Annotated in this window: 27 protein-coding genes and 1 pseudogene; 13 read left to right on the forward strand and 15 right to left on the reverse strand. The window is 68.5% G+C overall.

Annotated features, from left to right (window positions below; translation table 11 throughout):
* Window positions 1-172 precede the first annotated feature (172 nt).
* From ABD188_RS06895 to ABD188_RS06905, 3 genes are read left to right on the forward strand one after another with little or no spacing between them, the layout of a single operon-like run.
* Complete coding sequence (locus tag ABD188_RS06895; RefSeq protein ID WP_344059834.1) at window positions 173-1,633, forward strand: MFS transporter; 1,461 nt, start codon at window positions 173-175, stop codon at window positions 1,631-1,633.
* A 31-nt stretch (window positions 1,634-1,664) separates the two neighbouring features.
* Window positions 1,665-3,254, forward strand: coding sequence for a GMC oxidoreductase (locus ABD188_RS06900; protein ID WP_344059836.1), 1,590 nt, complete (start codon window positions 1,665-1,667; stop codon window positions 3,252-3,254).
* Window positions 3,255-3,279: 25 nt separating this feature from the next.
* Window positions 3,280-4,080 carry an SDR family NAD(P)-dependent oxidoreductase gene (locus tag ABD188_RS06905; protein WP_344059838.1) on the forward strand — a complete coding sequence of 267 codons (801 nt, stop codon included), beginning with the start codon at window positions 3,280-3,282 and terminating at the stop codon, window positions 4,078-4,080.
* Between the two features lie 301 nt (window positions 4,081-4,381).
* Here the strand turns inward: ABD188_RS06905 and ABD188_RS06910 are convergent, their stop codons facing one another.
* The 9 genes from ABD188_RS06910 to ABD188_RS06950 form a co-directional block, all read right to left on the reverse strand.
* Window positions 4,382-5,374, reverse strand: coding sequence for a hypothetical protein (locus ABD188_RS06910; protein WP_344059840.1), 993 nt, complete (start codon window positions 5,372-5,374; stop codon window positions 4,382-4,384).
* A gap of 13 nt (window positions 5,375-5,387) precedes the next feature.
* Window positions 5,388-7,226, reverse strand: a complete 1,839-nt coding sequence (locus ABD188_RS06915; RefSeq protein WP_344059841.1) for a hypothetical protein — start codon at window positions 7,224-7,226, stop codon at window positions 5,388-5,390.
* Between the two features lie 166 nt (window positions 7,227-7,392).
* Window positions 7,393-7,752: a hypothetical protein gene (locus ABD188_RS06920; RefSeq protein ID WP_344059842.1), complete on the reverse strand. Its 360-nt coding sequence runs from the start codon at window positions 7,750-7,752 to the stop codon at window positions 7,393-7,395.
* Between the two features lie 184 nt (window positions 7,753-7,936).
* A complete protein-coding gene (locus ABD188_RS06925; RefSeq protein ID WP_344059843.1) occupies window positions 7,937-8,743 on the reverse strand; it encodes a prolipoprotein diacylglyceryl transferase in 807 nt (268 codons plus the stop codon).
* Window positions 8,744-8,746: 3 nt separating this feature from the next.
* Window positions 8,747-9,064 carry a hypothetical protein gene (locus ABD188_RS06930; protein WP_344059845.1) on the reverse strand — a complete coding sequence of 106 codons (318 nt, stop codon included), beginning with the start codon at window positions 9,062-9,064 and terminating at the stop codon, window positions 8,747-8,749.
* A complete protein-coding gene (locus ABD188_RS06935) occupies window positions 9,061-10,629 on the reverse strand; it encodes a radical SAM protein (protein WP_344059847.1) in 1,569 nt (522 codons plus the stop codon). The genes ABD188_RS06930 and ABD188_RS06935 overlap by 4 nt, the downstream gene beginning before the upstream one ends.
* A 150-nt stretch (window positions 10,630-10,779) precedes the next feature.
* Window positions 10,780-11,115, reverse strand: a complete 336-nt coding sequence (locus ABD188_RS06940) for a hypothetical protein (RefSeq protein ID WP_344059849.1) — start codon at window positions 11,113-11,115, stop codon at window positions 10,780-10,782.
* 95 nt (window positions 11,116-11,210) lie between these two features.
* Window positions 11,211-11,936 carry a GAF and ANTAR domain-containing protein gene (locus ABD188_RS06945; RefSeq protein ID WP_344059851.1) on the reverse strand — a complete coding sequence of 242 codons (726 nt, stop codon included), beginning with the start codon at window positions 11,934-11,936 and terminating at the stop codon, window positions 11,211-11,213.
* Window positions 11,933-12,640 (reverse strand): GAF and ANTAR domain-containing protein, encoded by a 708-nt coding sequence (locus ABD188_RS06950; RefSeq protein WP_344059853.1) that lies wholly within the window; start codon window positions 12,638-12,640, stop codon window positions 11,933-11,935. The genes ABD188_RS06945 and ABD188_RS06950 overlap by 4 nt, the downstream gene beginning before the upstream one ends.
* Before the next feature lie 226 nt (window positions 12,641-12,866).
* On the opposite strand from ABD188_RS06950, the gene ABD188_RS06955 reads away from it, so the two are divergent.
* The 7 genes from ABD188_RS06955 to sufU all read left to right on the forward strand — a co-directional run bounded on the left by ABD188_RS06955 (window position 12,867) and on the right by sufU (window position 17,376).
* Window positions 12,867-13,217, forward strand: coding sequence for a DUF7882 family protein (locus tag ABD188_RS06955; RefSeq protein ID WP_344059855.1), 351 nt, complete (start codon window positions 12,867-12,869; stop codon window positions 13,215-13,217).
* A complete protein-coding gene (locus ABD188_RS06960; RefSeq protein WP_344059857.1) occupies window positions 13,204-13,464 on the forward strand; it encodes a hypothetical protein in 261 nt (86 codons plus the stop codon). The genes ABD188_RS06955 and ABD188_RS06960 overlap by 14 nt, the downstream gene beginning before the upstream one ends.
* Before the next feature lie 77 nt (window positions 13,465-13,541).
* On the forward strand, window positions 13,542-13,769 hold the full coding sequence (locus ABD188_RS06965; protein WP_344059859.1) for a hypothetical protein: 228 nt from the start codon (window positions 13,542-13,544) through the stop codon (window positions 13,767-13,769).
* A gap of 94 nt (window positions 13,770-13,863) precedes the next feature.
* Window positions 13,864-14,229 carry a PadR family transcriptional regulator gene (locus ABD188_RS06970; RefSeq protein ID WP_344059861.1) on the forward strand — a complete coding sequence of 122 codons (366 nt, stop codon included), beginning with the start codon at window positions 13,864-13,866 and terminating at the stop codon, window positions 14,227-14,229.
* A gap of 1 nt (window position 14,230) precedes the next feature.
* Window positions 14,231-15,574 (forward strand): permease prefix domain 1-containing protein, encoded by a 1,344-nt coding sequence (locus ABD188_RS06975; protein ID WP_344059862.1) that lies wholly within the window; start codon window positions 14,231-14,233, stop codon window positions 15,572-15,574.
* Between the two features lie 75 nt (window positions 15,575-15,649).
* The gene (locus ABD188_RS06980; protein ID WP_344059864.1) at window positions 15,650-16,918 is read left to right on the forward strand and encodes an aminotransferase class V-fold PLP-dependent enzyme; all 1,269 of its coding nucleotides are present in this window, start codon (window positions 15,650-15,652) and stop codon (window positions 16,916-16,918) included.
* The gene (gene sufU, locus ABD188_RS06985; RefSeq protein WP_344059867.1) at window positions 16,915-17,376 is read left to right on the forward strand and encodes a Fe-S cluster assembly sulfur transfer protein SufU; all 462 of its coding nucleotides are present in this window, start codon (window positions 16,915-16,917) and stop codon (window positions 17,374-17,376) included. Before ABD188_RS06980 ends, sufU begins: the two co-directional genes overlap by 4 nt.
* 4 nt (window positions 17,377-17,380) lie before the next feature.
* On the opposite strand, the gene ABD188_RS06990 is transcribed toward sufU, so the two are convergent.
* Together ABD188_RS06990 and nhaA are read right to left on the reverse strand one after the other, a co-directional pair.
* Window positions 17,381-17,941, reverse strand: a complete 561-nt coding sequence (locus ABD188_RS06990) for a Dps family protein (protein WP_344059869.1) — start codon at window positions 17,939-17,941, stop codon at window positions 17,381-17,383.
* A gap of 82 nt (window positions 17,942-18,023) precedes the next feature.
* The gene (gene nhaA / locus ABD188_RS06995) at window positions 18,024-19,880 is read right to left on the reverse strand and encodes a Na+/H+ antiporter NhaA (RefSeq protein WP_344059871.1); all 1,857 of its coding nucleotides are present in this window, start codon (window positions 19,878-19,880) and stop codon (window positions 18,024-18,026) included.
* Between the two features lie 106 nt (window positions 19,881-19,986).
* Here nhaA and ABD188_RS07000 point away from each other — a divergent pair, with 106 nt between their 5' ends.
* Window positions 19,987-21,549 (forward strand): SLC13 family permease, encoded by a 1,563-nt coding sequence (locus ABD188_RS07000; protein ID WP_344059873.1) that lies wholly within the window; start codon window positions 19,987-19,989, stop codon window positions 21,547-21,549.
* Window positions 21,550-21,664: 115 nt separating this feature from the next.
* On the opposite strand, the gene ABD188_RS07005 is transcribed toward ABD188_RS07000, so the two are convergent.
* A complete protein-coding gene (locus ABD188_RS07005) occupies window positions 21,665-22,732 on the reverse strand; it encodes an SDR family NAD(P)-dependent oxidoreductase (RefSeq protein ID WP_344059874.1) in 1,068 nt (355 codons plus the stop codon).
* A gap of 50 nt (window positions 22,733-22,782) precedes the next feature.
* Between ABD188_RS07005 and ABD188_RS07010 the strand changes: the two genes are divergently transcribed.
* Together ABD188_RS07010 and ABD188_RS07015 are read left to right on the forward strand one after the other, a co-directional pair.
* Entirely contained in the window at window positions 22,783-23,367 is a 585-nt protein-coding gene (locus ABD188_RS07010; protein ID WP_344059875.1) for a TetR family transcriptional regulator, read from the forward strand.
* A 21-nt stretch (window positions 23,368-23,388) separates the two neighbouring features.
* The gene (locus ABD188_RS07015; protein WP_344059877.1) at window positions 23,389-23,706 is read left to right on the forward strand and encodes a DUF7882 family protein; all 318 of its coding nucleotides are present in this window, start codon (window positions 23,389-23,391) and stop codon (window positions 23,704-23,706) included.
* A 144-nt stretch (window positions 23,707-23,850) separates the two neighbouring features.
* On the opposite strand, the pseudogene ABD188_RS07020 reads toward ABD188_RS07015, so the two are convergent.
* The 3 genes and pseudogenes from ABD188_RS07020 to ABD188_RS07030 all read right to left on the reverse strand — a co-directional run.
* Window positions 23,851-24,171, reverse strand: a pseudogene (locus tag ABD188_RS07020) (DUF7882 family protein); the annotation flags it as partial.
* A gap of 70 nt (window positions 24,172-24,241) precedes the next feature.
* Entirely contained in the window at window positions 24,242-24,877 is a 636-nt protein-coding gene (locus tag ABD188_RS07025) for an NADPH-dependent F420 reductase (protein ID WP_344059881.1), read from the reverse strand.
* Between the two features lie 43 nt (window positions 24,878-24,920).
* Window positions 24,921-26,357: an aspartate aminotransferase family protein gene (locus ABD188_RS07030; RefSeq protein ID WP_344059883.1), complete on the reverse strand. Its 1,437-nt coding sequence runs from the start codon at window positions 26,355-26,357 to the stop codon at window positions 24,921-24,923.
* Between the last annotated feature and the right edge of the window lie 114 nt (window positions 26,358-26,471).

Genomic DNA, 26,471 nt, shown 5'->3' on the forward strand with positions numbered 1-26,471 from the left:
CTTTAGTTGTTTTCCGACGAAAGTATGACTAGAATCGACATGACGTCGGGGCCCCTCGCGGGGCCCGTCGCTCGGGTCTCCGCGGTCCCGAGTGCACACCCCGTCGCGTCGACGACCCGATCGTTCGGGTAGAACCGTTATGCCGCTCTCTGTGTGGAGACTTCGTCTCCTGATGATCTCGCTGTTCACCGTGTCGTTCCTCGGCGCGCTCGACCACACGGTGGTCGCCACTTCGCTCGCCACGATCGCCGGTGATCTCGGCGCCGTGCAGCAGATGAGCTGGGTCATCGTCTCGTACACCCTCGCGAGCACCGTCGTGCTGCCGGTGCTCGGCAAGCTCGCCGACCTCACCGGCGCTCGTCTCATCTTCCTCGCGAGTCTCGTTCTGTTCCTCATCGCGTCGCTGCTCTGCGGATTCGCGCAGGACATGACCCAGCTCGCTCTGGCCCGCATCGCGCAGGGCGTCGGGTCGGCTGGTCTCCACCTCATGCCGCAGACGATCATCGGCGAGGTGACCTCGCCGCGCCAGCGCCCCCGGGTGCTCTCGATCATCGGGGCGGCCTTCCCCGTCGCCATTCTCATCGGGCCCCTCGCCGGCGGACTCATCACCGATGCGTGGGGCTGGCGCTGGGTCTTCTGGATCAATATCCCGGTCGGGCTGGTCGCGCTCGCCCTGGCGGTCGTCGCCGTGCCTCACATCGCAGGCCGCTCGGGTCGGAGGTTCGACATCGCGGGCGCGATCTCGCTCGGGGTCACCGTCACCTCCCTCGTCCTCGCCGCCGGCTGGGCGAGCGGCGGTGCATCCGCAAGCGGGAGCGCGGTGATCGTCGCAGCCCTGGTCGCCATCCTGGGTCTCGCAGCGTTCATCGCCATCGAGCTCCGGGTCGACGAGCCGCTCGTACCGCTCCGGCACTTCGCGAACCGCACCGTCCTGATCACGATCGTCCTGTCCACCGTGATCGGCGTCGGACTGTTCTCCGTGGTCTCGTACGTGCCGACCTACATCCAGATGGCGTACCGCACTTCGGCGACGGTGTCGGGTCTCGTGCCCATCGCGACCGTGTTCGGAATGCTCGTGAGCACACTCCTGACCGGCTGGCTCTCCAGCAGGTCGGGGCGCTACCGAGTGTTTCCGATCTTCGGCACCGCCACGGCCGCGGTCGGTCTGCTCGTCATGGCGCTCCTTCCCGCCGGGATGCCGCTTTGGGTGCCCATGGTCGCCATGGCCCTCGTCGGCATCGGCACGGGCTCCTTCATGAACATCATCGTCGCCGTCGCGCAGAGCGCTGCCGCGCGCACCGACACGGGCAGCGTCACCGCGACCCTCAGCCTGGTGCGTCAGGTCGGGTCGACGACCGCGACCGCGGTCGTCGGTGGACTCATCGGTGCCGGGGTGACGGCGGGCCTTCCCGCCGCGCTCGCGACGTTGACTCCGCAAGCCGTGCGCGAAGCGCCGGACGCCGTCCAGCTGCAGGTTGCCGACCTCTATTCGAGCGTCCTGGCGCCGATCTTCGTCGGCCTCGCGATCGTCTATGCCCTTGGAGTGGTGGCCGCTGTCCTGCTGCCGGACGGGCGGCTCTCGGACGAATTCGAACAGCACACCCGCGATGCCGCCGAAGCGGCCATCGCCTGATTCCCGCACCCGCACTCGAAGAGGAGACGCCATGTCGCAGCATCCCATCATCGCCATCGTCGGCAGCGGCCCGATCGGCTCCGCCTACGCCCGTCTGCTCGTGGAGGAGGTCCCCGACGCACGCGTCGTGATGTTCGAAGCGGGCCCGCAGGTGACGCCCGTGCCCGGAGCGAGCGTGCGCAACATCATCGACCCCGATGAGAAGGAGCGCGCCCGCGAGATGTCTCAGGGTCCCCAGGCCGGTGCCCTGCGCGAGTCCCTCGGCATTCCGGCCGGAGTCGTGGTCGAGGGCATGTTCACCGCACGACAGGGCACTCACCTGATCGACTTCGGGGGTGAGGGTTCAGGACACGCCCCCACGTTCGCGGCCGCGGCCGCCTCCACCAACGTCGGGGGCATGGGTGCCCACTGGACGTGCGCCACGCCATCGCCGTCCTTCAGCGAGAAGATCCCGTTCATCCCGGATGACGAGTGGGACGAACTGCTCGAAACGGCCAAGAGTCTGCTGCACGTGCAGGATGCGGCATTCGCCGACTCTGCGGTGGGGGAGGGCATCCGCGCGCTGCTGGCGGAGGAGTTCGCCGGTGAGCTGCCCGACGGATACGGCGTGAGCACGCTCCCTGTCGCCGGAGACCCGCAGCCCGATGGCTCCATGCGCTGGGCGGGCGCGGACGTGGTGCTCGGCCCGCTCGTCGACCCGTCCTCGCCGCTCAGCGAGAGATTCGAGCTGCACGACCTGTCGCTTGTGCGCCGAGTCGAGGTGGCCGACGGTCGGGCGACGGGCGTGACAGTCCAGGATCTGCGCACCCACGAGACGCGCTTCGTGCCCGCCGACGTCGTGGTCGTCGCGGCGGACGCGTTCCGCACGCCGCAGCTGCTGTGGGCGTCCGGCATCCGTCCCCGCGCGCTCGGGCACTACCTCACCGAGCACCCCGTCGTGATCACGACCGTCGCCGTCGACGCCGACAAGATCGGCCGCTTCGCGACGGAGGAGGACCTCGACGCCGAGATCGCACGTCGCTCCGTGAACCCCGCCGATCCGGTCGCGGCGGTCAACCGCATCCCGTTCTCCGAGCCCGGCCATCCGTTCTCGCTGCAGGTGATGTACGCCGAGAACCCGCCGTTCCAGCTGGATCCTTCGCACCCGGCCTCGGGCAACCGATGGGGCTACGTGAACATGGGCTATGGCATGCGCAAGCGGCCGCGCTTCGAGGACGGCGTCACCTTCGACGACGCGGAGCCGGACTACCGCGGCTTCCCGAACATGACGATCCAGTACGAGCTGACGGATGCCGAGAACGCCGAGAGCGCGGCGGCTACCGAGCGGCTGCGGCGCGCGGGCGGGGCCATCGGCACATTCATCGCGGAGCCACGACTGCTGCCCAACGGGTCGAGCCTGCACTATATGGGCACGACGCGGATCGGAGAGAGCGACGACGGCACCTCCGTCGCCGACCCCTGGTCGCGCGTGTGGGGAGTGGGCAGTCTGTTCGTCGGCGGCAACGGAGTGATCCCGACCGCGAACACGATGAACCCGACGCTGATGAGCATCGCGGTCGCCGTCCGTGGGGCGCGCAAGGCGGCAGCGGAGCTCGCGCAGCTCGCGACGGCGGCGCGGTGAGCCGCTGACGCGCGAGGATGGGGAGATGACCGACGCCCGGGACCCGCTGCCCGATCTCAGCCCCGGCGCGCTCTTCTCGTGCGCCGGGCAGGTGGCGATCGTCACCGGTGCGGGCACGGGAATCGGGCGCGTGTCCGCCGCGGCGCTCGGCGCGGCGGGAGCGCGAGTGGTGCTGGCCGGGCTCTCCGAATCCGAGCCGCAGGTGGCCGCAGACGAGCTCGTCGCGCGAGGCGCGGATGCTGTCGGGTTCGATTGCGATGTGACGGATGCCGGGCAGCTGGCCGAGCTCATCGAGACGACTGTCGCGCGGTGGGGCCGGATCGATACGGTGGTCGCCAATGCCGGCGCGGCGCTGGATCGGCCGGGCGCCGAGGATGCCCTCGAACGGATGGACCGGATGTACGCGCTGCACGTGCGCGCCGTGGCGGGTCTCGCGGAACGGACGCTCCCGGTGATGGCGGATGGCGGTGGGGGAGCGTTCCTGGTCATGTCGAGCCTGTCCGGTCTCCGCGGCAACCGCGTGCTCTCGGGCTACGGCGTGACGAAGGCCGCGAACGCTCAGCTCGTGCGGAACATCGCGGTGCAATGGGGTGGTCGCGGCATCCGGGCCAACGCGATCTCGCCCGGCGTGATCGCGACCGACTTCGCGCGACCGATCACCGCGGATGCCGCCGCGGCGGAAGCGCGCCTCGCGAAGACTCCGCTCGGTCGGTTCGGGACCCCGGAAGAGGTCGCAGGCGCCGTCGTGTGGCTCGCCTCGCCCGTGGGGGCGTTCGTGAGCGGCCAGAACATCGTCATCGACGGCGGCACGCTCATCTCCGACTGACGGCCCCTTTCCAGCCGTTCGCTGGGCGCCAGCCCGTCGCTGGGCGCCGGCCCGTCGCTGGGCGCCGGCCCGTCGCTGGGCGCCGGCCCGTCGCTGGGCGCCGGCCGGTCGCTGGGCGCCGGCCGGTCGCTGGGCGCCCGCCGGTCGCTGAGCGCCAGCCGTTCGCTGGGCGCCCGCCGGTCGCTGGGCGCCCGCCGGTCGCTGGGCGCCGGCCGGTCGCTGAGCTTGTCGAAGCGTCCGGCGATCGCATCGGCCCTTCGGCAGGCAGGGGCCGATGCTCTCCCGCTCAGGGACCGACGCGCTACACCACCCGCACGATGAACGACAGGCCGCCGACGACCTCGCCCTTCTCGTCGAGGTGGACCACGTCGAACGCGTGAAGGCGCCCGGGCTCGTCATCCGGCGACACGGCGAAGGTGACGGCCCCGTAGCGCTGCTTCTCGCTCTCGAGCCGTCCGCCCACTTCGGCGGCGAAGCCGGCAGTGTCCCGCAACCGGGTGATGCCGAGCGCGACAGGCACTTCGGCGGCGAGCGTGGGACGCTGCAGGGTCTCGCGCGCCGTGAGCAGGCGCACGCCGAGGTCGGCGAGAGGCACCTTCGCGCCGAGACCGCCCTCGCAGCCGCCCATCTTGGCGAGCTGACGGGCATCCATCTCGAACGTCCGCTCCACGGTACGCAGCACCGCGCGACCCGCGGCCTCACGCGTGCCCACCAGGAACCGGAACGACATCTTCTGCCCCTGTGCCACCTCGAGCACCTGGATGTTGCGCTGGGCGACGTGCCGATCGCCCACGACGTCGAAGACCGTCGGATCGACGTAGCTGTCCAGCGGAGCGATCAGCGAGACCCGGGCGACGACGCAGCGGTGCCCCGAGTCGGACGCCTGCGGCGTCCACGGCAGATACACGTCCGCGGTCGAGTACGCCTGGACCGTCACGTAGTCCCCGCCGACCGAGAAAGCGGTCGCCGGGGTGATCCCGGTGGAGGGATCGGCGACGAACGCGTCCACATACGCGTCGACGGCGGGGATGCCGCCACCGTTGGTCACCGTCACTTTGACCTGGTTCACTTCGAGCGGGACGGCCTCTCCGCCGACCGCACCGCCGGGCTTGACGATCGAGATGTCGGGGCTCGTCCAGAACGCGAGGGTCGAGGGAAGCGGTTCCGTTCCGTCGTCGGCCGGATTCGTCCGGATGTAGAGGCGGGTCACACCGTCGAACGGCTTGTCGTTGCCGTGTCCGGGTTCGCCGTTCGGGTTGTGTCCCGGTTCGCCGGGCTTGGGGTCGTCAGGCATCACGTCACCTCACTCAGATGTAGTCGACGTCGACGGGATTCACGACGTCGATGTCGGGCTGCTTCGGCTGCCACGTCTTCCAGCCGTAGCCGCGGTCGGCATCGAGGTTGAAGTTCGGCAGATCGTCGATGTGCTCGCTGATCAGCCGTGCGCTGAAGGCGGGGATGCTGCCGAACTGGAATCCGCCCCACGTGGACTGATCGGTCCAGTGGGTGAAGTCCGGGCCGGTGCCGTACGGTGCCTTCGCGGTGTACAGGTCCTCGATCTGCGAGTCCCACGCGTGGAATCCGCTGAGGATGACATCCGGATTCTGCCCCCAGAACGTGAGCGGAGCCGACTCGGTGCCATCGAACTCGCGCGGCGTTCCGGGGTAGACGAGGTGGTGCTCGGTCGGGCCGAACAGGCCGTGCGACTCCTGCTTCAGCGGGTAGTTGCCGAACGACGGAGGCGGTCCACCCGTGAGGTGGGCGCTCGCCGTGTTGATGAAGGCGGTGCCGAACGGCACGCGTGCGAAGTCCCGGGGCTCCGGCGAGAGGTACGCACCGAGCACGAGCGCGAACCGGCCCTCCTCGTAGATCTGCCAGACGAGCTTCTGGATCTGGTAGATCAGCCACTTCACGAGTCCCAGCGCCTCCGTCACGGGAAGGGTCAGGATGTCGATCGCGTGCGTGATCGTCCAGGTGATCGTGTAGGCGAGAGCCTCGACGAGCCACTCGATGAAGGCGAGGATCGCCGCGAAGATGTCGAGGATGCTGAACCCGCCCCCTCCGCCGCCACCGCCACCGCCACCACCGCCGCCGATCGTGGGGAACCCGCTCACGAAGTCGGTGAACAGGGTCGCCGTCGCCGATCCTGGCGGAGGAACGGGAGTGGGCTTCTGGGCGGAGCCGATCGTCGTCGCACGCTCGAACCACATCAGCCAGAGGCGGTAGGTCGTGTCGAAGTCCGTGCCGTTCAGCGCGGTCGGCACGTTCGAGCCGGAGTAGACCTGGGCGACGGCGTTGACGAGCAGATCCTGGAGCTTGCCCGGCATCTGGCCGCCCGAGAACTCGCACAGCCGGTAGTAGTAGCTGCCCGAGATCGCGTCCGCGAGGTACGTGTCGTCCGACCCGATGTGCAGGCACTTCTTGCGCTTGCTCGAGTCGGGGATGGTCTTGCGCGCGTACGCGTCGATCCAGTTCTCGATGAGGTGATGGCGATGCCAATGCGAACGGTAAGGGCCGCCCACGATCGAGTTGACGAAGGGATGGCCCGCGACGTCGCCGCCGATGTGGCTCGCGTAGCCGAGCGCGTAGCGCATCAGGTCGTCATCGCCCTGCGCCATCTTCCACATCGTCGAGGCGAACTCGCCGGTCTTTCGGTAGTGCCACGTATCGAACCAGTACCACTCGTTCTCGGGCTTGCCCTGCTGCAGCTTCGGGTAGAAGCCGTAGAACAGGTCGATGTTCTTCGTGACGAGCGCGGCGAGCTGCGCCTCGAAGGCCTTCACGAGCAGGTTGCCGGTGTCGCCGATCTGCGTGAACAGGCCCTCGAACAGCGCCTGGTCGACCGCCGTGATCGCGTCGTCGATGGCGTCTTCGACCGGCTCGATCACGGTCTCGTAGAACTCGATGAGCGGCTCCATGGCGTCGTAGACGCCGAACAGGAAGTTGGCGAACTCGTCGAGAGGAGTCCCGTACTCCTTGAGCGAGAACACCAGGAAGTCGGGTCCCTGCGCTCCGAACCCCGCATAGGGGCTGCAGGGATCCTTCTGGAGGAGGTCCGCGAGCTCTCTGCCGCGATCGCCCCCCAGCTCTCGCAGGTACATGGGTAGAGCGGCGATGTTCTGAAGGTGGACGATGGGTCCGGGCATGACGGCAAACCCCCCTGGCTAGCCGCGCCGTTGCCTACACAGCGGCGTGTATCGTTCCCCCGCCGCGCACTCTTCCACTCGCGGGTTCATCGCGCAAGAGGGGCAACGATGAGGCGCCTCGGATTCGGTCGGTCCGTGACCGCGGGCGTCGATTCAACGGGTCGGGTCACACCCCGAATCCGTTGATGATCGCGATGCAGGGTCCGATCACCACGATCCAGGTGGCGGCAGCGACGATGAGCGCACCCGTCGCGAAACGCCGCCATCGCCGGGACAGCATGAGCAGCGCTGCTCCGATGGTGAACAGGATGAACGGCCAGAGAGCGCCGAAGAAGCTCGGGATGATGCCCGCGGTCAGAAAGAACAGGATGACGGCGAGCACCTGCAACCCGCATCCCGTCGCCACGCCGGGGCCGACACCGGGCCGGCTGTCCTTCTCCTCGGGCGGCTGCTGCTCGAACGGCGACTGCCCCTGCGGCGGTGCAGGAGGGACCGGCGGGTAGGCCATGGCAGACGGGGTGGCCACCGGGGGTTCGCCGGGCGGAGTCTCGTCGGGCGATGACTCGGCGGGCGGGGGTTCGGTCGGTACTGACGGTTCCCCGGGCGAAGCGGTCTGCTCGGGCGCCGCGGCTTCCGGGGCTTCAGGTCCTGCGGGCGGCGGCGGTTCCTCGTGCTCGGATCCCTCCGGGTGCGGTTGCTCGGGCGGTTCGTCAGGCGGTCTGTCCACGGGCCACCATCCTCTCTGGGGTGCGATGGAATGCCCCACGTGACGCAATCACCGCGATGCGCGCGAGGACGAGGGGGATCGTGACGAGCAGGAACAGCTGCGGACGAGTCAACCCCAGCCACGCGACGTCGTTCCCTCGCACGAACTCGACGAAGAACCGGAAGATCGCGTAGGCGGCGACATAGAGGGTCAGCGTCTCACCGGCGGCGATCGGCCGATGGCGCAGCCACAACCACAGCACCGCGAACGCCGCGACGTGGAATGCGATCTCGTAGAGAAAGCTCGGGTGCAGCGGCACGCCGACCGGGGCGCCCACGCGGGCCGCGGCATCCGGATCGAGGACGATGCCCCACGACGCGCCGGTCGGCGTCCCGGGCTTCTCGGTGAAGAAGCACCCGAAGCGCCCGATCGCGAGAGCGACGGCCACGGCCGGCGCGAACAGGTCGCCGGTGCGGTGGGGGTAGCGCACGATGCGCTTGGCGACGTGGACGCCGATCCACGCGCCGACGAGCCCGCTCAGCATCGACGCGTTGCCGTAGGCGAGCTGCTGGACCAGATCGAGGTTCCTGCTGGGGTCGAGGTGCTGAGCCCAGGTGCCGAGTCGCGCGGCGATCGCTGCGCCGACGAGCGCGCCGAGCACGAGGTAGGGGATCCGCGGGTCACTCACCCCACGTCGGCGTGACTCCGCCAGGAAGACGAGGCCGGCTGCTGCCATGCCCAGCGCGACGAACGCGGAGTGGGTGTCGATCGGCGGCCCCCATCCGAGCAGGTCCGGCAGCGTCGGGAACATGCCTCATCCCCACCGCGTCAGCCAGAACATGACCCAGAAGGGCGTCGCGACCGCGGCGAGCACGGCGAGCACCGAGAGATAGACCAGCACCAGGCGGGTGTCGCCGATCTTGCAGCGCGAGCGGAGCAGTCCTGCCCGGCGTGCCTTGGCATAGCCCGCGATCGCGATCGACGCGAACGCGAGCAGGGCGATCGGACCGAGCACGCACGTGATGGCGGCGATCGTCGCGAAGACGCACAGCCGAAGCGGATCGAACGGCGCGACCGGATCCCCCACGGTCTCGTCGTAACGATTCAGACCGTCGAACTCCGACGCGCTCACGATACCGAGACCGGGATCTGGCGTCGCCCGCCCGTCGCGGTCGACAGTTTCGTCCGCGCGAGCGGCGCCCATGCCTGCACCGCGCAGAAGGGCGCGCACTGGTGCGCGTCGGTGGTCGCGTTCACGGTCGCCACGTGCACGCAGCACTGCGTGAGGCGCTCCTCGATCATCGTGTTGATGTCCATGAACGGCTTCACCGTCACCCGCAGCACGCGCTCACCGAGCATCGCGCGAAGCCGTTTGTGCTGGCCGGGCAGCGCGGACGTCGCGAGGGCGGTGAGCGTCCCGATGCCGAGATCGCAGTTCTGGCAGATGTCGCGCCAGATCGACGTCATCGACGGATGCGACAGCGAGGACTGCTCGCTCAGCAGATCGAGCAGCGATCCCTTGACCGCTTCTTTGAGTGCCTGGTTGACCGAGCTGTCGGCGATGCGATTCGCGAGGAGGTCCGGCTCGAGATCGAGGAACTCCTTGATCTTGTCGTGTCCGATCAGGGCGGTCAGCGACTTCCAGCTGCCCGAGTCGTCGCGCAGCAGGTAGCCGACAGAGCAGCAGTGCGGATGACTGCACGGGAGCGCCGTGAGGTCGCGCCACGTGACTTCGCCGTCGGTCTGCCCTTCCAGTCGTGCCAGCACTCCGGTGTGGGTCAGCCGGTCGTCCGGGTCGATGCCTGCCGATCGGCCCGAGCCGAACACCGGCTGCACGGTGACGCCGCCGACGTACGGCGTGTTCATCGCACGGCGGATGACCGCGCCGATCTCGCCGTCGTTGACGCCCAGCGCCGCCGTCATGGTGAGTGTCGTGAACACGCCGGCGGCCGAGAGCCGCTCGAGCGCGCGCTCTTTGAATCTGCGGATGTCGGCACCACGGTGATAGGCGGATGCCTCGGCGCTCTCCCCGTCGTACTGCAGATAGATCTCGACCCGCTCGCGATGACGTTTGAGCGTCTCGACGAACGCGTCGTCCTGCGCGATGCGCAGCCCGTTCGAATTGATCAGGATGCGAACGATGGGCCGCGCGACGAGGTGATCGAGCAGCTGCTCGAGCCACGGATAGAGCGTCGGCTCGCCGCCGCTCAGCATCAGCACGTCGATCCGATCGTTCTCGCGGGCGAGACGCGCATCGACCGACGCGAGCACCTCCGCGAGGGGAGCGATCGCGCTGGCCGCCGGGCTCGACTCGGCGAAGCACGTGGGGCATCGCAGATTGCAATGGTCGGTGAGGTCCTCGAGCAGGATGCAGGTGTGCTGCGTCTGCATCTGCGGCAGGCCGTCTTCGTACGCGGATGGGACCGGCTTGAAGTTGCCGAGCGTGTCGGGGCCGTGCACCTTCGTGGGCGCCGTCCACTGCTCGAGATAGGTCAGGATGTCGGCGGACTCGTCGTAGAGCGTGCTGATGAGGCCATGCTCGGGGCATCCGCGTTCGAGCCACACCCGCTCGTCCCGCACCGCCAGCCAGCCTGAGAGACGAGCGACATCGGCGAGCGGCCGCTCGGGATCCTCGTCGTGGCACCGGGGGCAGAACGCATTGACGTACCGGTGGATCCGGTAGTCACGAAGGGGCATGCCGGAACCGGCTGTCGGGCTCACTTCGACTCGCTCGCTCGCTCAGGACGTCGTCGCATGCGCTCACCATATCGGGGCACGCCGAGCCGCGCCGCAACCCATCGGGGTGCCGCTTGCGATGTGGCGTGCAGCGAGCGAGAGGAGCTGCGGTCAGAACTCTTCGACGCGCGCGAGGTACGAGATCTCGTCGGAGGCGAGCGGAGTGTCGCCGCTCGGATTCAGTGCGGCCACCCGCTTTCGCAGTTCGGCCAGCGTCGCGCCGTCCAGCAGTTCGACGCCCTGCCCCTGGTGCACTTCAGCGTTCATCGTGGCGTGCCATCCCACGATCAGCCGAACACTGCCGACCCGTCCATGCTCGGCGATGTACGGCACGTCGACGAGGTCGACGCGCTGTTCGTTCGCCAAGGCCGCACCGTAGCCGAGCACCGCATTCGCGATGTCGTCGCCGGTGAGATATGCCCCAGAACTGTTCGTGAGCAGTTTCATCCGGGACCCCCTTCACTCGCCATCGATAGCGCCGTACCGGGGTCTCGGGCACGTGACGAGTCTACGCCCGGATGCGGGCGGAACCGGGGAATCCGCTAGGCGGGGCTCGCGAGCGTCAACTCGCGGCGGACGAGGCGCGCAGCGACATCGCTCAGCGGCATCTGGTGGCTGCGAGCGTATGCGCGGATGAGGTCGAAGGCTTCATCGATCGGCACGTTGTTGGTGAACGCGACGACGCCTTTGGCCTGCTCGATCACCACGCGGGTCCGCAGGGCCAGCTGCAGCTGCTCGGACAGCACCTCCGACTCGCGCAGCGATCGTTCATGAAGGATGCCGATGGTCGCGACATCGGCGAATGCCCGCGCCGCCGTGGCATCGAGGTCGGTCATCGTGCCGGGCTCGGATCGGAGCAGGTTGAGGGTACCGATCGTCTCGTCTCGCAGCCGTAGTGGGATGGCGTCGACCGACGCGAACCCCTGGCCGAGAGCGCTGTCACGGAACGCCGCCCACTCAGCGGGGGCGTCGACAACCGAAGGCACCGACACTGCTCTTCCCGTCCGGTACGACTCGATGCACGGGCCGGCTTGGGCGGCGAGCTGCATGATCTCGACGAGCCGGCTCGCCTCGCTCGTGGAGACGACGAGCTCAAGGTCGCCGTGTCCGTCGGCGAGCAGGATTCCGGCCGCCGTCGTGCTCAAGAGGTCGCGGCATGCATCGACGAGCGACTGGAGGAGTTCCACGATGTCGTAGTCGTCGACAAGGGTGTCGGCGAGCATGGCGAAGGTCTGCAGCAGGCGCGCATCTCGCGTGGTCTCGGTCATGACACCACCTCTATCCCGCCGTTGTCGCGATGGAAGGCGAGCCGTCCGTCGACGATCTCCGCCGCGACGTCCATCATGGGCTGATTCGTCGCGAACGCGTGTCCTTGGATGATGAGGAGCGCGTCATCCGCCGACATGCCGAGCTGCGCCAGGACGATGCCGGTCGCCTGGTGGATCGTGCGTCGGGACCGCGGGTTGACATCGAGGCTGTCGGCCACAGCGGGGGAGCCGAGCGCCCCGCGGAGCACCTGCCGGCCGATGACCTCTGCGAGCGTCGCGGCGCGTCGGTTGTCGCTGGCGTCCAGAGCGACGGGATCCGCGGAGTACAGGTCCACGGCGCCGAGCCGAAGCGGGCCGACGATGAGCGGGAACGCGAACACGGAGCTGACCGGCTCGTCTCGAACAGCTGCGGCGAATGCGGGCCACCGCTCAGGACCCGCGCTCTGGAACGCGGACTCTGCAACCGGCTTGGCCAGCCGCATTGCCTCCCAGCACGGTCCCTCTCCGAGGTCGAACTGCACCTCATCGAGTCGCGCCGCGAGCGCGTCCGTCGCCGAGATCGTCTCGCTGCCGAGAGTCTCGCCGAGCGTCGAGACGGCAGCCCCCGTCACAGGAAGGAATTCCACGAAGGGCTCGCTGAACCGCTCGGGCCAGTCGGCGGCGCGCTCGAGCGCTTCCACTGCTGCCAGGAATTCATCGACCATGTTCATATCTCCCAACTCAACGGTAGACCCCTGGGCGCGGCATGCAAGAGCACGCCGGTCGCGGTTCGGCCGCGGGATCGTCGTTCGCCCCAGCAGGCGACGATGATGCCGAACGGGATGGGGGCACAATGGCAGGGCAGGCGCTTTTGCCCGGTCGATTTCGAACCGTCTTGTTCACGGATTCTCGTCGGCGGGCCCATGGCGCCCGCGGATGGAAGGGGCCCAGATGGGCAAATTCACGTACGACGGCATCGTCAAAGTCGATTTCGAGGATCGGCTGCTCGCGCACCTGCAGCTCGTGATCGGCGCGAAGATGCGCCGTGGCGAGTCGTTCCACTTCACCTGGAAGGACGACACGAGCATCGGCGACGGTCGCACGACCGTCTGGATCCACCCGAGGGTGTCGCTCGTCTACAAGTTCTACGGGAGTCGCAAGCCGTCGATCAACCGGGCGTGGGTCGATGCGCTGCTCTACACCGCGAACACCCCTGTCGGACTCTACGTCGTGCCCGAGCCGGCGGAGTACGAGCACGCGAACGGCCATGCGGCAGGGGAGGACGGGCATGAAGCGCATTGACGTGGTCTACGACGGCCACGTCTACAGCGTCGGCCAAAGAGATCTCGACGAGCTTCGGGATCTCATCGCCGAAGGTCATGCCGCTGGGGGCATGTGGCTGCTGGTCAACGAGGGTGAGGGGACTCGGAGGGACGCCTATCTCTGGATAGCCCCAGGGACCTCCATCGCGTTGGTGCCGATTCCGGGCGACGCCGACAGCGCGCCCGTCGACGAAGGACCGCTGGGCACGTATCCGTCGACCACCTGAGCAAGCACCGGTAGCCGCGCTCGTGGCGCCCGTCAAGCCCCTGTCCTCGAGGTCGGCGGGTCCGGATCCTGGCAGGTATGACGGCCGCGGAACGATCCTTCGACCCGCGACACGCACGCGCGGAGGCCTGGTGGCCGTATGTCACCCTCGGGGCTCGTGCCATCATCATGCGGCATCCTGAGCGCGCCCTCTCCCCGCAGGTGCTGCAGGAGATCCACCGAGCCACGGGCGTGGCGCTCGAGCCGGGCACACTGCTGGACGAGGACGACCGGCGCTTCGTGCAGTCCCAGACCGACGTCGACTGAGCACGGGAGTCTCGGCAGCCGCCCTTGAGTGCGCCGCGCTGTTCGTATACCTTGTACCTCTAGGTACATAGCACTGGCAGGTATAGGAGCGGGCATGCGGATCGGCAAAGACCTCGTCGCTGCGGCGGCGACGCCCATGGTGCTCGGCATCCTCGCGGAGGGCGAGTCCTACGGTTATGCGATCCTGCAGCGGGTCAGCGAACTCTCGGACGGCGAGCTGGAGTGGAGCGATGGCATGCTCTACCCGCTGCTGCACCGACTCGAGCGGCTCGGCCACGTGGAGTCGGCGTGGGGCGCATCACCGTCGGGACGGCCGCGCAAGCACTATCGGCTGAGCACGGCCGGCATGACGGTGTTCCGCGAGCAGCGTCGGCAGTGGGATGTCGTCAGCCGCGCACTCCAGAAGGTGTGGTCGGACCGACCAGGCTCTGGCGCGCCATTCGCTCTGGGGGTGGTCTGACGTGGACGGTCCGGTGGAGGAGCAGATCGCAGCGTGGCGAGAGTTCGTCACCGCCCGCGCGGTGATGGCCGGTGACGCCGTGGAGCTCGAGGCCCACCTGCGCGACCAGATCGACGGCCTCGAGGCATCCGGTCTCTCCGGCGACGAGGCTTTCCTCGTCGCCGTCAAGCGGATGGGCCGGCTCGACGAACTGTCGCGCGAGTTCGCCCGCGAGCACTCCGATCGGCTCTGGAAGCAGCTCGTTGTGGGTGGAGCGACCGCGACGGAGCGTCCCTCGACCGGACTCGCCCTCGCCGTGGCGCTGGCCGTCGGTGCCGGGCTCGCAGCGCAGCTGCCGAGAGTCTTCGGCCTGACCTACAGCACCGCGCCGGAGGTCTTCGTGAGCAACCTGCCGGTGCTGGTGCTGCCGTTCCTGGCGGCGTTCCTGATGGTGCGGCGCTCGGCGCGGATCGGCACGATCCTCGCCGTCGCGGTGCCGTTCGTCGCGGCCGCCCTCATCCTCAACCTCTACCCGTTCGCGACGGATGGCGCCACGTTCGTGCTGGCGTCGGTCCACGCGGCTGTGGCCCTGTGGATCGTGGTCGGAATCGCGTACGTCAACGGAGATTGGCGGTCCGACCGAGCCCGGATGGATTTCATCCGATTCACGGGGGAATGGTTCGTGTACTTCGTGCTTCTCGGCCTCGGCGGTGGAGTGCTCATCGCCCTCACGGTCGGGCTCTTCAGCGCGATCGGCATGGATGTCACGCGCTTCGTCGAGGAATGGATGCTGCCGTGCGGCATCGGCGGCGCCGTCGTGATCGCGGGCTGGCTCGTGGAGGCGAAACAGAGCGTCATAGAGAACATCGCGCCGGTGCTCACGAAGGTCTTCACTCCGCTGTTCACCATCCTGCTCCTCGCGCTCGCGGTGGCCGGGCTGATCCAGGGAAACCTCGTCGACTCGGACCGCGACCTGCTCATCCTGTTCGACGTGACGCTCATCGTCGTGCTCGCGCTGCTGCTCTACTCGCTGTCTGCCCGCGAGCCCGCCGCGGCACCTGGTTGGTTCGATCGGCTCCAACTGGTGATGGTGGTCGCCGCCCTCGTCATCGACGTGCTGCTGCTCATCGCGATGATCGGTCGTATCGGAACATACGGCGCGAGCCCCAACAAGCTCGCCTCGCTCGGGCTCAACCTCATCCTGCTGGTGAACCTCGCCGGCGCGGCGTGGCTCCAATTCGGGTTCGTGCGCGGCCGGGTCGCCTACGGCCGCCTTGAGCGGTGGCAGACCTCCTACGTCCCGGTGTACCTGGTGTGGGCTGTGGTCGTGGTCGTCGTGTTCCCCCCGCTGTTCGGCTTCGTGTAGCCGGCAGGCGCACTCGCGAGGGCGCCGGATGCCGCCGCAAGGGGCAGACTGGAAGGTGATCATCCGAGGAGAGAAGTGGACACCACCATCCCGGCGGCCTCGCCGCTCGTCGACATCCGTGCCGGCTTCCCGCTGCTCAGTGCGCATCCCGAGCGGGTGTACCTCGACTCGGCGGCCACGTCGCAGCGGCCCCAAGCCGTCATCGATGCCGAGACAGCCTTCATCCGCGACTCCTACGCCGCCGTGCACCGCGGATCGAGCATCGCGACCGGCGACGCGACGACCGCGTTCGAGGCTGCACGCGAGACCGTCGCGACATTCGTGGGCGCCGCACCCGCCGAGATCGTGTGGACCGAGAACGCCACAGACGCGCTCAACGTCGTCGCCCTCGGCATGTCGGACGCCTCGCTGGGGCTGGGTGGCGACCGGTTCGCCCTGGAGGCCGGCGACGAGATCCTGATCACCGAGGCGGAGCACCACGCCAACCTCATCCCGTGGCAGCGTCTTGTCGCGCGTACGGGTGCGACGCTGCGATGGGTTCCCGTCGACGAGCACGGCGAATGGTCGATCGACGACCTCGCCGCCGCAGTGGGTTCGCGCACCCGCGTCGTCGCCTTCGCCCACGTGTCGAACGTCACGGGCAGCATCGCTCCGGTCGCGGATGTCGCCGCGATCGCTCGCAGGGCGGGCGCGCTGACCGTGCTCGACGCCTGCCAGTCGGTGCCGCACCAGTCCATCGACTTCCACGCGCTCGGCGTCGATTTCGCGGCGTTCTCGTCGCACAAGATGCTGGGGCCGACCGGCATCGGCGCGCTGTGGGGACGCACCGAACTGCTGGATGAACTGCCGCCTGCGCGCACCGGCGGGTCGACCATCACGACGGTCACGATGGAGAAGACCGAGTTCCTGCCCGCGCCCCAGCGATTCGAGGCTGGGACGCAGCCCGTGAGCCAGGCGGTCGGCTTCGCGGCGGCAGCGGACTTCCTGACCGAGCTCGGCCACGATGCGATCCTCGAGCACGAAGAGCGGATGACGGAGCTGCTGGTCGACGCGGTCGTCTCGACACCCGGCGTCACGCTCGTCGGCCCGCGGCCAGGCAGGCGCAGGGCGTCGCTCGCGAGCTTCATCGTCGACGGCGTGCACGCGCATGACGTCGGGCAGTTCCTCGACGATCGCGGCATCACGGTGCGCACCGGGCATCACTGCGCTCAGCCGTTGCACCGTCGACTCGGAGTGGCGGCCACCGCACGCGCCAGCGCCTACGTGTACACGACCGCGGACGACGTCGAGCAGCTGCGGCTCGCCCTCGCCGAGGTCCGCGCCTTCTTCGGAGCGGACCGATGAGCGATCTCGAGAACCTCTATCGCGAAGTGCTCCTCGACCACTCGCGACGCCCGGAAGGGCGAGGCGACATCAGCGGCTTCGCCGTCACCCACCATGAGCTCAACCCCTCGTGCGGAGACGAGATCACACTCGGGATGTCGCTCGCCGCCGACGGCACGATCGACGCGATCGGGTGGGAGGGGCAGGGATGCAGCATCTCCACCGCGTCGGCGTCGATCATGACCGGGCTTCTGGAGGGCGAGCACACCGAGACCGCGCGCGAGATGATCGGCGAGTTCCGGGCCATGCTCCGTTCGCCGGGCGCCGAGCCGCCGGAGCGTCTCGGCGACGCCGCGGCGTTCCAGGGCGTCGCGCGCTACGTCATGCGCGTCAAGTGCGCGATGCTCGCGTGGGTCGCCGCCGAGGCGTGCCTGCTGCAGCTCGGTGCGGCGGACGAACCGCAGTCGAGCCAGGCCTAGCGCGTCAGCGTTTGGCGGCCGGCTTGCGGTTCTCGGCCGAGACCATCCAGGCGAACTGCTCGAGACGCTCCAGGATCGCGTGCAGGATGTCGGCGCTCGTCGGGTCTTCGTCATCCACCTCGTCGTGAACGTCGCGGCACGTGCCGATGACCGCCTCGAGACGCTCGGTGGTGAGGTCGATGACCTCGGCGGTGTCGATCTCGCCCTGCGGGAATTCGGGCAGGGTCGTCGTCTCGGCGACCGTGTCGCTGCGCCCGTCGGGCAGCGCGTGCAGCGCCCGCATCCGCTCGGCGATCGTGTCGCTGAACTCGCGCGCGGCATCGATGATCTCGTCGAGCTGCCGGTGCGTGTCGCGGAAGTTCTTGCCGACGACGTTCCAGTGCGCCTGCTTGCCCTGCGATCCGAGTTCGATGAGGTCGACGAGCACGTTCTGGAGCTTCTCACTCAGTTGCTGCGAGGCGGTGAAGCCGCTCTCGGAGTTCTGCTCCTTGGTGAGCTCGGCACCGCTTCGGGCAGGGCGTCGCTTGTTGCGGGCAGGGGTCTGGGTCTTCGTGGCAGTCGCCATCGTCGGGTCTCCTCTGATCGGCTTCGAGCGTAGGACGTGTCCTCTCCGGTGATCAGGGGATTGCCGCTGCTGTGCCCGCGTGCTATTCGGAAGCCTCGAGCGCGCGAATGAGCGACTGCGCGTCGTAGGGGCCGACGTGGCGGCGACCGTTGATGTAGAACGTCGGCACGGCCGTGATGTCCATGGCCTCGGCATCGAGCATGTCGTCGCGGACGCGACCGGTCACGTCGGGCGAGCGCAGGTCCTCCTCGAAGCGCGGCATGTCGAGCCCGAGCTCGGACGCACGACGCATGATGTCGGACGGCAGCTGCCGCTCCTGATCGGCGAAGAGGCTCTTGCCGAACGCGGCGAAGGCGTTCTGACGCCCGGCGGCCTCGGCGGCTTCGGCTGCGGCGAGAGCATTCGGGTGGTAGCTCGTGAGCGGCGCGTGGCGCCAGACGTAGCGCAGCCGGTCGCCCAGCTGCTCTCGGACCTCGTCGATCGAGCCTGACGCCCGCGAGCAGAACGAGCACTGGAAGTCGCCGTACTCCACGATGGTGAGCGGCGCATCGACCGGGCCCGAGATGTGGTCCCGTTTCGCATCGACCGGACGCACCAGCAGTTTGAGGCTCTCGTCCGGCGGGCGAACCGCATCCGAGATTCGGAAGATCACGGTCGCCAGCACGAACGCGATGACGGATGCCGACAGCACACCCACCCGCGCGTCGTTGCGCATCGACGGCTCGACGGCCAGTTCGACGATGAAGAGCGAGATCGTGAACCCGATGCCGCACAGCGCGGCCCCGCCTGCGACGCGATCGAGCGAGAGCCCGGCGCCGAACGTGCCGATCCGCGTGAGCTTCATGAAGGCCGCCGCGCCGAACACGCCGATGAACTTGCCGACCACGAGCGCCGCGACGATGCCCCAGGTCAGCGGCGAGACCATCGCCCGTGCCAGGATCTCGGGACTCAGCTCGACCCCGGCGTTGGCGAGGGCGAAGAGAGGCAGGATGACGAAGGCGACGTAGGGCGCGTACGCGGCCTGCAGCCGCTCGTTGATCGAGATCGATTCGCGCAGGCTGTTCGCCGCGGCTCGCGCGTACTGGGTGTTGGGGGACTGCTGGAAGGTGCGGGCGAGCTCCAGCGCCTGTTCGACCGCGCGGCGGTCGGGCCGGTACACCGGTATCAGCAGCGCGACGGCGACCCCGGCGAGCGTGGGGTGCACGCCCGAGGCGAAGAACGCGAGCCACACGATGATCGCCAGGGTCACGTAGATCGGCCCGCGACCGCTCCGGAGGTACCGCGTGAAGTAGATGCCCGCGAGGCCCACCGCCGCGACGATGAGCGGCAGCGGGTTGAAGTCCTCGGTGTAGACGACGGCGATGATGCTCAGCGCGCCGATGTCGTCGACGACCGCCAGGGCGAGGAGGAACACCCGCAGCCGCCCGGGCGCCTTGGGGCCGACGAGGGCGAGTGCGCCGACGAGGAACGCGGTGTCGGTGGAGATGACGACGCCCCACGCCCCTGCCGCGCCCGAGTCGAGATTGAACGCGACGAAGACGAGGGCCGGGATCACAAGCCCCGCGATCGCCGCGAACACCGGCACGACGGCTCGCGACCAGCTCGTCAGCTCGCCGATGGCGAACTCGCGACGCACCTCGAGCCCTACGGTGAAGAAGAAGATCGCCATCAGCGCCTCATTCACGAGGGCGTGGAGCGTGAACTCGAGCTGGAAGTCCTCGATCCCGATGACGAGGTGCGTCTCCCAGAAGCCGTGGTAGGACGCACTCGAGACGTTGACCCAGACGATCGCTGCGATCGTCGCGAGCACGAGTGCGAGTGCGGCCATCCGCGCGGTGCCCACATTGCGGATGCGGTCGGCGATCGATCGGCGTGGGCGCTCCGCCGGCCGCTCCGGGTCCGGCGAGCGCTCGATGAGCGTGAGGGTGAGGTGCGTCATCCGTCTCCTCGGGTGTCAGGGGCGGGGTCCCGACTCCTTCGTCAGTCTCAGTATGGAGCGCGCACCGGGGGCGTGGGCGCTGAGGGGCGAGACTACGCTGAGCCGCGTGGATCCCGTGGTCGCGACGCTCGTCATCCTGGGGCTCGCGATCGTCGCGTTCGCGAGCAATCGCCTGCCGCTCGGAGTCGTCTCGATCGGCGTCTCGCTCGCGCTCTTCTTCACCGGTGTGCTCAGCCTCGCGCAGGCGCTCGCGGGCTTCGGCGATCCCACCGTCCTGTTCATCGCATCCCTCTTCGTGGTGAGCGAATCCCTCGATGCCACGGGGGTCACCGCGTGGGCCGGGCAGAAGGTCATCGCGCGCGCCGGCACGAAGCGTCTGTCGCTGCTGATCGTCATCTGCGTGCTCGTGGCCGCCACCACGGCGCTCATCAGCATCAACGGCGCGGTCGCCGCGCTGCTGCCTCTCGTCGTCGTGGTCGCGGCGCGCGCCGGGATCAAGACCTCGCAGCTGCTCATGCCGCTGGCGTTCGCCGCATCCGCCGGATCGCTGCTGCTGCTCACCGGAACGCCGGTCAACATCATCGTGTCGGAGTTCGCGGCCGAGAACGGCGGACGCGCCTTCGGCTACCTCGAGTTCGCACTCGTCGGCGTGCCGCTGGTGATCGTCACGGTCGCCTTCATCGCGCTCTTCGGACGCCGACTGCTCCCCGAGCGCAACGGCGGGCAGATGCCGCTCGACCTCGTGCGACACGCGCGGCTGCTGCGGCAGCAGTACTCCCTCACCCTCGACACCGGGGTGATCATGAGCCCGCAGAACGGAGTGACGGAGGTCGTCATCCCACCTCGCTCGCCGCTCATCGGCACGAAGGTCTACTCCGGCATGGCGACGCCCGATGGCGAACTCGTGATCCTGGCCGCGCGGCGCGGTGATGACGAGCTCAAGGGGCGGGATGTCGTCATCCAAGCGGGCGACGCACTGCTCCTCCAGGGGTCATGGGATGAGCTGACCCGTCACGCCGAGTCGGCGGGTGTGCTCGTGGTCGACTCCCCGGCGCGGCTCCGCCGATCGGTTCCGCTCGGGCGAGGAGCGAAGCGCGCCATCATCGTCCTCGCCGCGATGGTCGCACTGCTCGCGACGGGCGTCGTCCCGCCCGCCGTCGCGGGTCTGCTGGCAGCGGTCGCACTCGTCCTCACCCGAACGGTGTCGCCCGCCCAGGCGTACCGGTCGATCTCGTGGACCACGGTTGTGCTGATCGCCGGAATGATCCCGCTGTCGACCGCCTTCATCGAGACCGGCACGGCGGATCTCGTCGCCGGATGGCTGCTGGCGATCATCGGCGATTCGAGCCCGTATGTCGCGCTCGCCGTCCTGTTCGTGCTGACACTCGTGCTCGGCCAGGTCATCAGCAACACCGCGACGGTGCTGATCCTCGCCCCCGTCGCGGTGTCACTGGCCATCGCGATGGACGTGTCGGTGCAGCCTTTCATGATGGGGCTGACCGTCATCGCGGCTGCCGCGTTCCTCACGCCCATCGCGACTCCCGCGAACCTCATGGTGATGGAGCCGGGCGGCTACAGGTTCGGCGACTACTGGAAGCTCGGACTGCCGCTGTCGGTGATCTTCCTGCTCTTCGCGGTGTTCTACGTGCCGCTGGTCTGGCCGTTCTGAGCGACGCCGGTGTCGGCGCACCGGTCGCTGAGCCTGTCGAAGCGCGCCCGGCGACGCGCATCGGACCCTTCGACGGGCTCAGGGACCGATGCGCGCCCGCGTGATGTCCCGTCGGTCAGGCGGCGGACCAGCCGTTGTCACTCGCGAGGACGACGCCGTTCACGTTGACGCCGTCATCGCTCAGCAGGAACGTGATGGATGCCGCGAGGGCCTCGGCCTCTGCCGCGTCGGGCAGGATCGACATCCCGAACTGGATGCGCTCTGCGCCGAGAGGCGAGCCGAAGGTCGCCTCGATGTTCGTGATGGTGGGGCCGGGCGCGACCGCATTGACGCGGATGCCGCTCGGGCCGTACATGAAGGCGCTGGACTTCGTGAGTCCGACGACGGCGTGCTTCGATGCCGTGTACGCCGCACCGGCCGCCGAGCCGCGCAGCGCAGCTTCGGACGCCGTGTTGACGATCGAGCCGCCGCCCTGAGCGAGCATCGCGGGGATGACGGCACGGGTGAGCTTCATCGTGCCCGTCACGTTGACGCGCATGACGCGCTCCCAGACGGCATCCGAGAGGTCACCGACGGGCGTCATGTCGTCCATGATCCCGGCGATGTTGGCGAGCGCGTCGATCGTGTCGCCGGCGGCCGCCACGATGCGGGCGACACCGGCATCGTCGGTGATGTCGGCGGTCAGCGAGACAATGTCGGCGCCCGAGTGATCGGCGACGAACTCGTCCAAACGGTCCTGGCTGACGTCCACCGCGATCACGCGTCCGCCTTCGCGGGCGACGCGGGATGCCGTCGCCCGGCCGATGCCGGACCCGGCACCGGTCACGATGACCGTCTTGCCCGTGAAGCGGCCGGCGTTGATCCGCTCGGTCCATTCGCGCAGCTGCACGGTCGGCGTGGCATCCGCTTCGAGGTCGTCGGCGGCGGCGACCTCGACGATGAGCGTTCCGTCGGGAACTTCGCCCGCTGCCGCACGGCTGACGAGGTCGTCGAGCATCTCCTGGGTGAACGCGCCCCGGCTCATCTTGACGAGTCGCTTTATGGCGAGGCGCCGGACGGGCTTGAACACGTCGGGCGACTGGCCGCCCTGGGCGAGCATGTCGGTGAGGATCGCGCTGCCCGTCGGGTCTGCGAGCCAGTCGGCGATCGAGGTGTCGCCCGTAAGCGGCTTGGTGGTTGCCATGTGTGATTCCCTTTCTACCGGACAACTATGTCCGGTACTAGGCTACACCCGTGCCGTCCCCCACGAAAGCGACTCCCACGAAAGCGACTCCCAAGCGCAACCGCGGTCCGGCCGCCGGGCCGGACAATCGGCGCGCTCTCATCGCCGCCGCGCGGGAGGTCTACGCCGAATCCGGTCTGACCGTGCCCTTCAGCGCGGTCGCGAAGCGTGCGGGGGTCGGGCAGGGGAGTCTCTATCGTCACTTTCCCGACCGCACGGCGCTCGCGGTCGCCGTCTTCGAGGAGAACGTCGGCGACCTCGAGGAGTATGCGTCCGCGGAAGGTCGGACGATCGACGATCTGCTCGGTCGCGTCGTCGATCAGGCGATCGTCTCGACCGCCTTCATCGAGCTCATCACCGCGGACCTGCACGACCCGCGTGTGGTTCCGCTCGGACTGCGCTTCAACGGCGTCGTGAGCCGACTCGTCGACCGGGAGCGGGCAGCCGGACACATCGGCGAGCATGTCGAGCCGGAGGATGTCGCACTGGCGACGGGCATGCTCGCGACTGAGCTCGCCCGAGCGGATCCCGCACAGCGGGCGGAGGTCGCGAGGCGCGCGCGGAGGCTCTTCGCCGCCGCGTTCGCGCCTCGCTGACGCGGGACGTATGCTCCTCCCATGGGCAGGTTCATCTATGACACGGCGGGGAACTCCGTCGACATCGACGACAGGACGCTCGCCCACCTCCGCATCGTCGTGATGAACAAATTACGTCGCTCGGAGTCGTTCATGTTCGACGTCGAGATCGGCGACGGCAGTGGGCGTCGCAGCTTCTGGATCCATGAGTCGGTGCCGCTGCAGTTCCATTTCTTCGGAAGCCGACCGCCTCGGATCAACCGGGTCTGGATCGAAGAGCTCATGCAGGCGGCGAGCAGCCCGAATGGGCTCAGCATCACGCCCGAGCCCACCGAAGACAGCGCGCCCGCGCCGGAGTGAGTCCGACTGCTGCGAAGGTCACTCGTCGTCGCTTCCGCCCGCCATGTCGGACCCTGCGACGCTGAGCTTGTCGATCTCGAGGTGCTCGACCTCGACCGTGCCGAGGGTGACGCCGTCCGCGTTCGCCACGGCGAGGCCCTCCGTCGCGACGGGCACCGGACCGGTGTCGAAGTGCTCGGCCACAAGCAGGATGCCGCCCGACGAGTTCGCCGAGCTCGCGAGTTCCTCGATCCACTCCCTGCTGAGTTCGGCCGGCTCGGGATCATCGAAGACGAACCGCAACGGGATCGACGGATGCAGCCACAGCGTGCTGCGCCCGCGCGGCTGATCCTCCGGATGCCGCCACGACACGGTGAAGCTCTCGTTGCGCCTCAGCTTCGTCGCGATGACGACTTTCAGGTGCGCGAGAGCTCGATCTTCGATATGGATCGGCGTCGCGGATCCGCCGTAGTAGATGGTTCCCACGGAGCCACCCTAAGCCTCATGCGACGCGACGGACGTGCGTCCGCGAACTCGCACTCGTCGACCATGGTCGTCAGCGAGTCGCACGGGCGAGATTGGCCTCGAGCTCGTCCTTCGTCTGAGGCACGACATACGCCGGCTGTTCGCGCTCGACCCGCCAGCTCTCGGCGAGCGAGCCGATGTCCACGGTGTCGAAGCCGAAGGCGTCGTACAGTGACGCCACCCACGCGACGGCATCGGGGTGATCGCTCGCCGTCGCCAGCGCGCGGCGGCCGGGCGTGCCCGCGGGCTTGCCGTCGGTGAGGATGGTGCTGGATTCGATGTGGTTGAAGGCCTTGACGACCTTCGCGGTGGGCAGGTGCTCCTGGAGGAGGCCCGTCACGGTCGCCGTCTTCTCGTCGAGTGCGGCGATGTGTCCATCGCGTTCCCAGTAGTAGTTGTCGGTGTCGAGCACGATCTTGCCTGCGAGCGGTTCGACCGGGATGTCCTTATAGGCCTTGAGCGGCACGGTCACGATGACCACCTCGCCGGCTGTCGCGGCATCCATCGCCGTTTCCGCGGTAGCGAGCGGTCCGAGCTCGGCGACGAGCGTCTCGAGGCTTGCAGGCCCACGCGAGTTGCTGATCACGACCTCGTAGCCGCGGTCGACGAGCCCGCGCGCGAGGGCGGATCCGATGTGTCCTGCTCCGATGATTCCGACTCGAGTCATGTCGGGTCCAACGCCGTCGTCGGCGGCTCATTCCCGGCGCGGGTCAGAGGCGCGTCCACGCCTCGGTGAGGACGCCGCGCAGGATCTGCTCGACCTCGTCGAACTCGGCCGGCCCGATCGTCAGCGGCGGCGCCAGCTGGATCACCGGGTCGCCCCGGTCGTCGGCCCGGCAGTAGAGCCCGGCGTCGAAGAGGGCCTTGGACAGGAAGCCGCGCAACAGGCGCTCGGACTCGTCGTCGTCGAACGTCTCCTTCGTCGCCTTGTCCTTGACGAGCTCGATGCCGAAGAAGTAGCCGTCGCCGCGCACGTCTCCGACTATCGGCAGATCGGTGAGCTTCTCGAGTGTCGAGCGCAGGATCGGCGAGTTCTCGCGCACGTGTGCGAGCAGGCCCTCCTCTTCGAAGATGTCGAGGTTCTCGAGCGCGACCGCCGCCGACACCGGGTGACCGGCGAACGTGTAGCCGTGCGGGAACGACACGTTCCCGTGTGCGAACGGCTCGTGGATCCTGTCGCTGACGATCGTGCCGCCGAGCGGTGAGTAGCCGCTGGTCACCCCCTTGGCGAACGTGATCATGTCGGGCTGATACGCGTACGCGTCGCACGCGAAGTACTCGCCGATGCGTCCGAACGCGCAGATGACCTCATCCGAGACGAGCAGCACGTCGTACTTGTCGCAGATCTCGCGCACGCGCTGGAAATACCCGGGCGGCGGGGGGAAGCATCCGCCCGAGTTCTGCACGGGTTCGAGGAACACCGCGGCTACCGTGTCGGGTCCTTCGAAGTTGATCATCTCTTCGATGCGGTCGGCCGCCCAGATCCCGAACTCCTCGCGTGCATCGGTCGTCGAGCCTGCAGAGACGAACCCCATCTCGCCGGCGCGGTAGTAGTTGGTGTTCGGCACCCGGAACCCGCCGGGGGTGACCGGCTCGAACATCGACTTCATCCCCGGCAGGCCCGTGATCGCGAGTGCGCCGTGCGGCGTGCCGTGATACGCGATGAAGCGCGAGATCACCTTGTGCTTGTGGGGCTTGCCCTGCAGCTTCCAGTAGTGCTTCGCGAGCTTGAACGCGGTCTCGACGGCCTCGCCGCCGCCCGTCGAGAAGAAGACGTGGTTGAGGTCGCCGGGGGCGCACTCGGCGAGCCGAGCGCCGAGCTCGATGGCGGCGGGATGCGCGTACGACCAGATGGGGAAGAACGCGAGCTGCTCGGCCTGGCGCGCAGCCGCGTCGGCGAGGCGCTTGCGACCATGGCCGGCATTGACGACGAACAGCCCGGACAGTCCGTCGATGTACTGCTTGCCCGCCGAGTCCCAGATGTGGTGCCCTTCGCCGCGCACGATGATCGGGACTCCCGGGCCCTCGGTCATGACCGACTGCCGCGCGAAATGCAGCCAGAGGTGGTCCTTGGCCATCTGCTGCAGCTCCGCTTCACTCCTCGCGGGGCGGTCGGTGCGGGCGTGGCGATCGGTCGTCGTCGACATGGGGGTGCCTTCCGTCGGGCGTCGATCCCGACGATACCCGCGGGCGACCGACCGGGCCACGACGGTTCGTCCGGTTCGTCACGCGTTTTCGGCGGACCGTCCGCGGCCGACTGC

The organism is Microbacterium pumilum (genome assembly GCF_039530225.1).
GTDB lineage: Bacteria > Actinomycetota > Actinomycetes > Actinomycetales > Microbacteriaceae > Microbacterium > Microbacterium pumilum.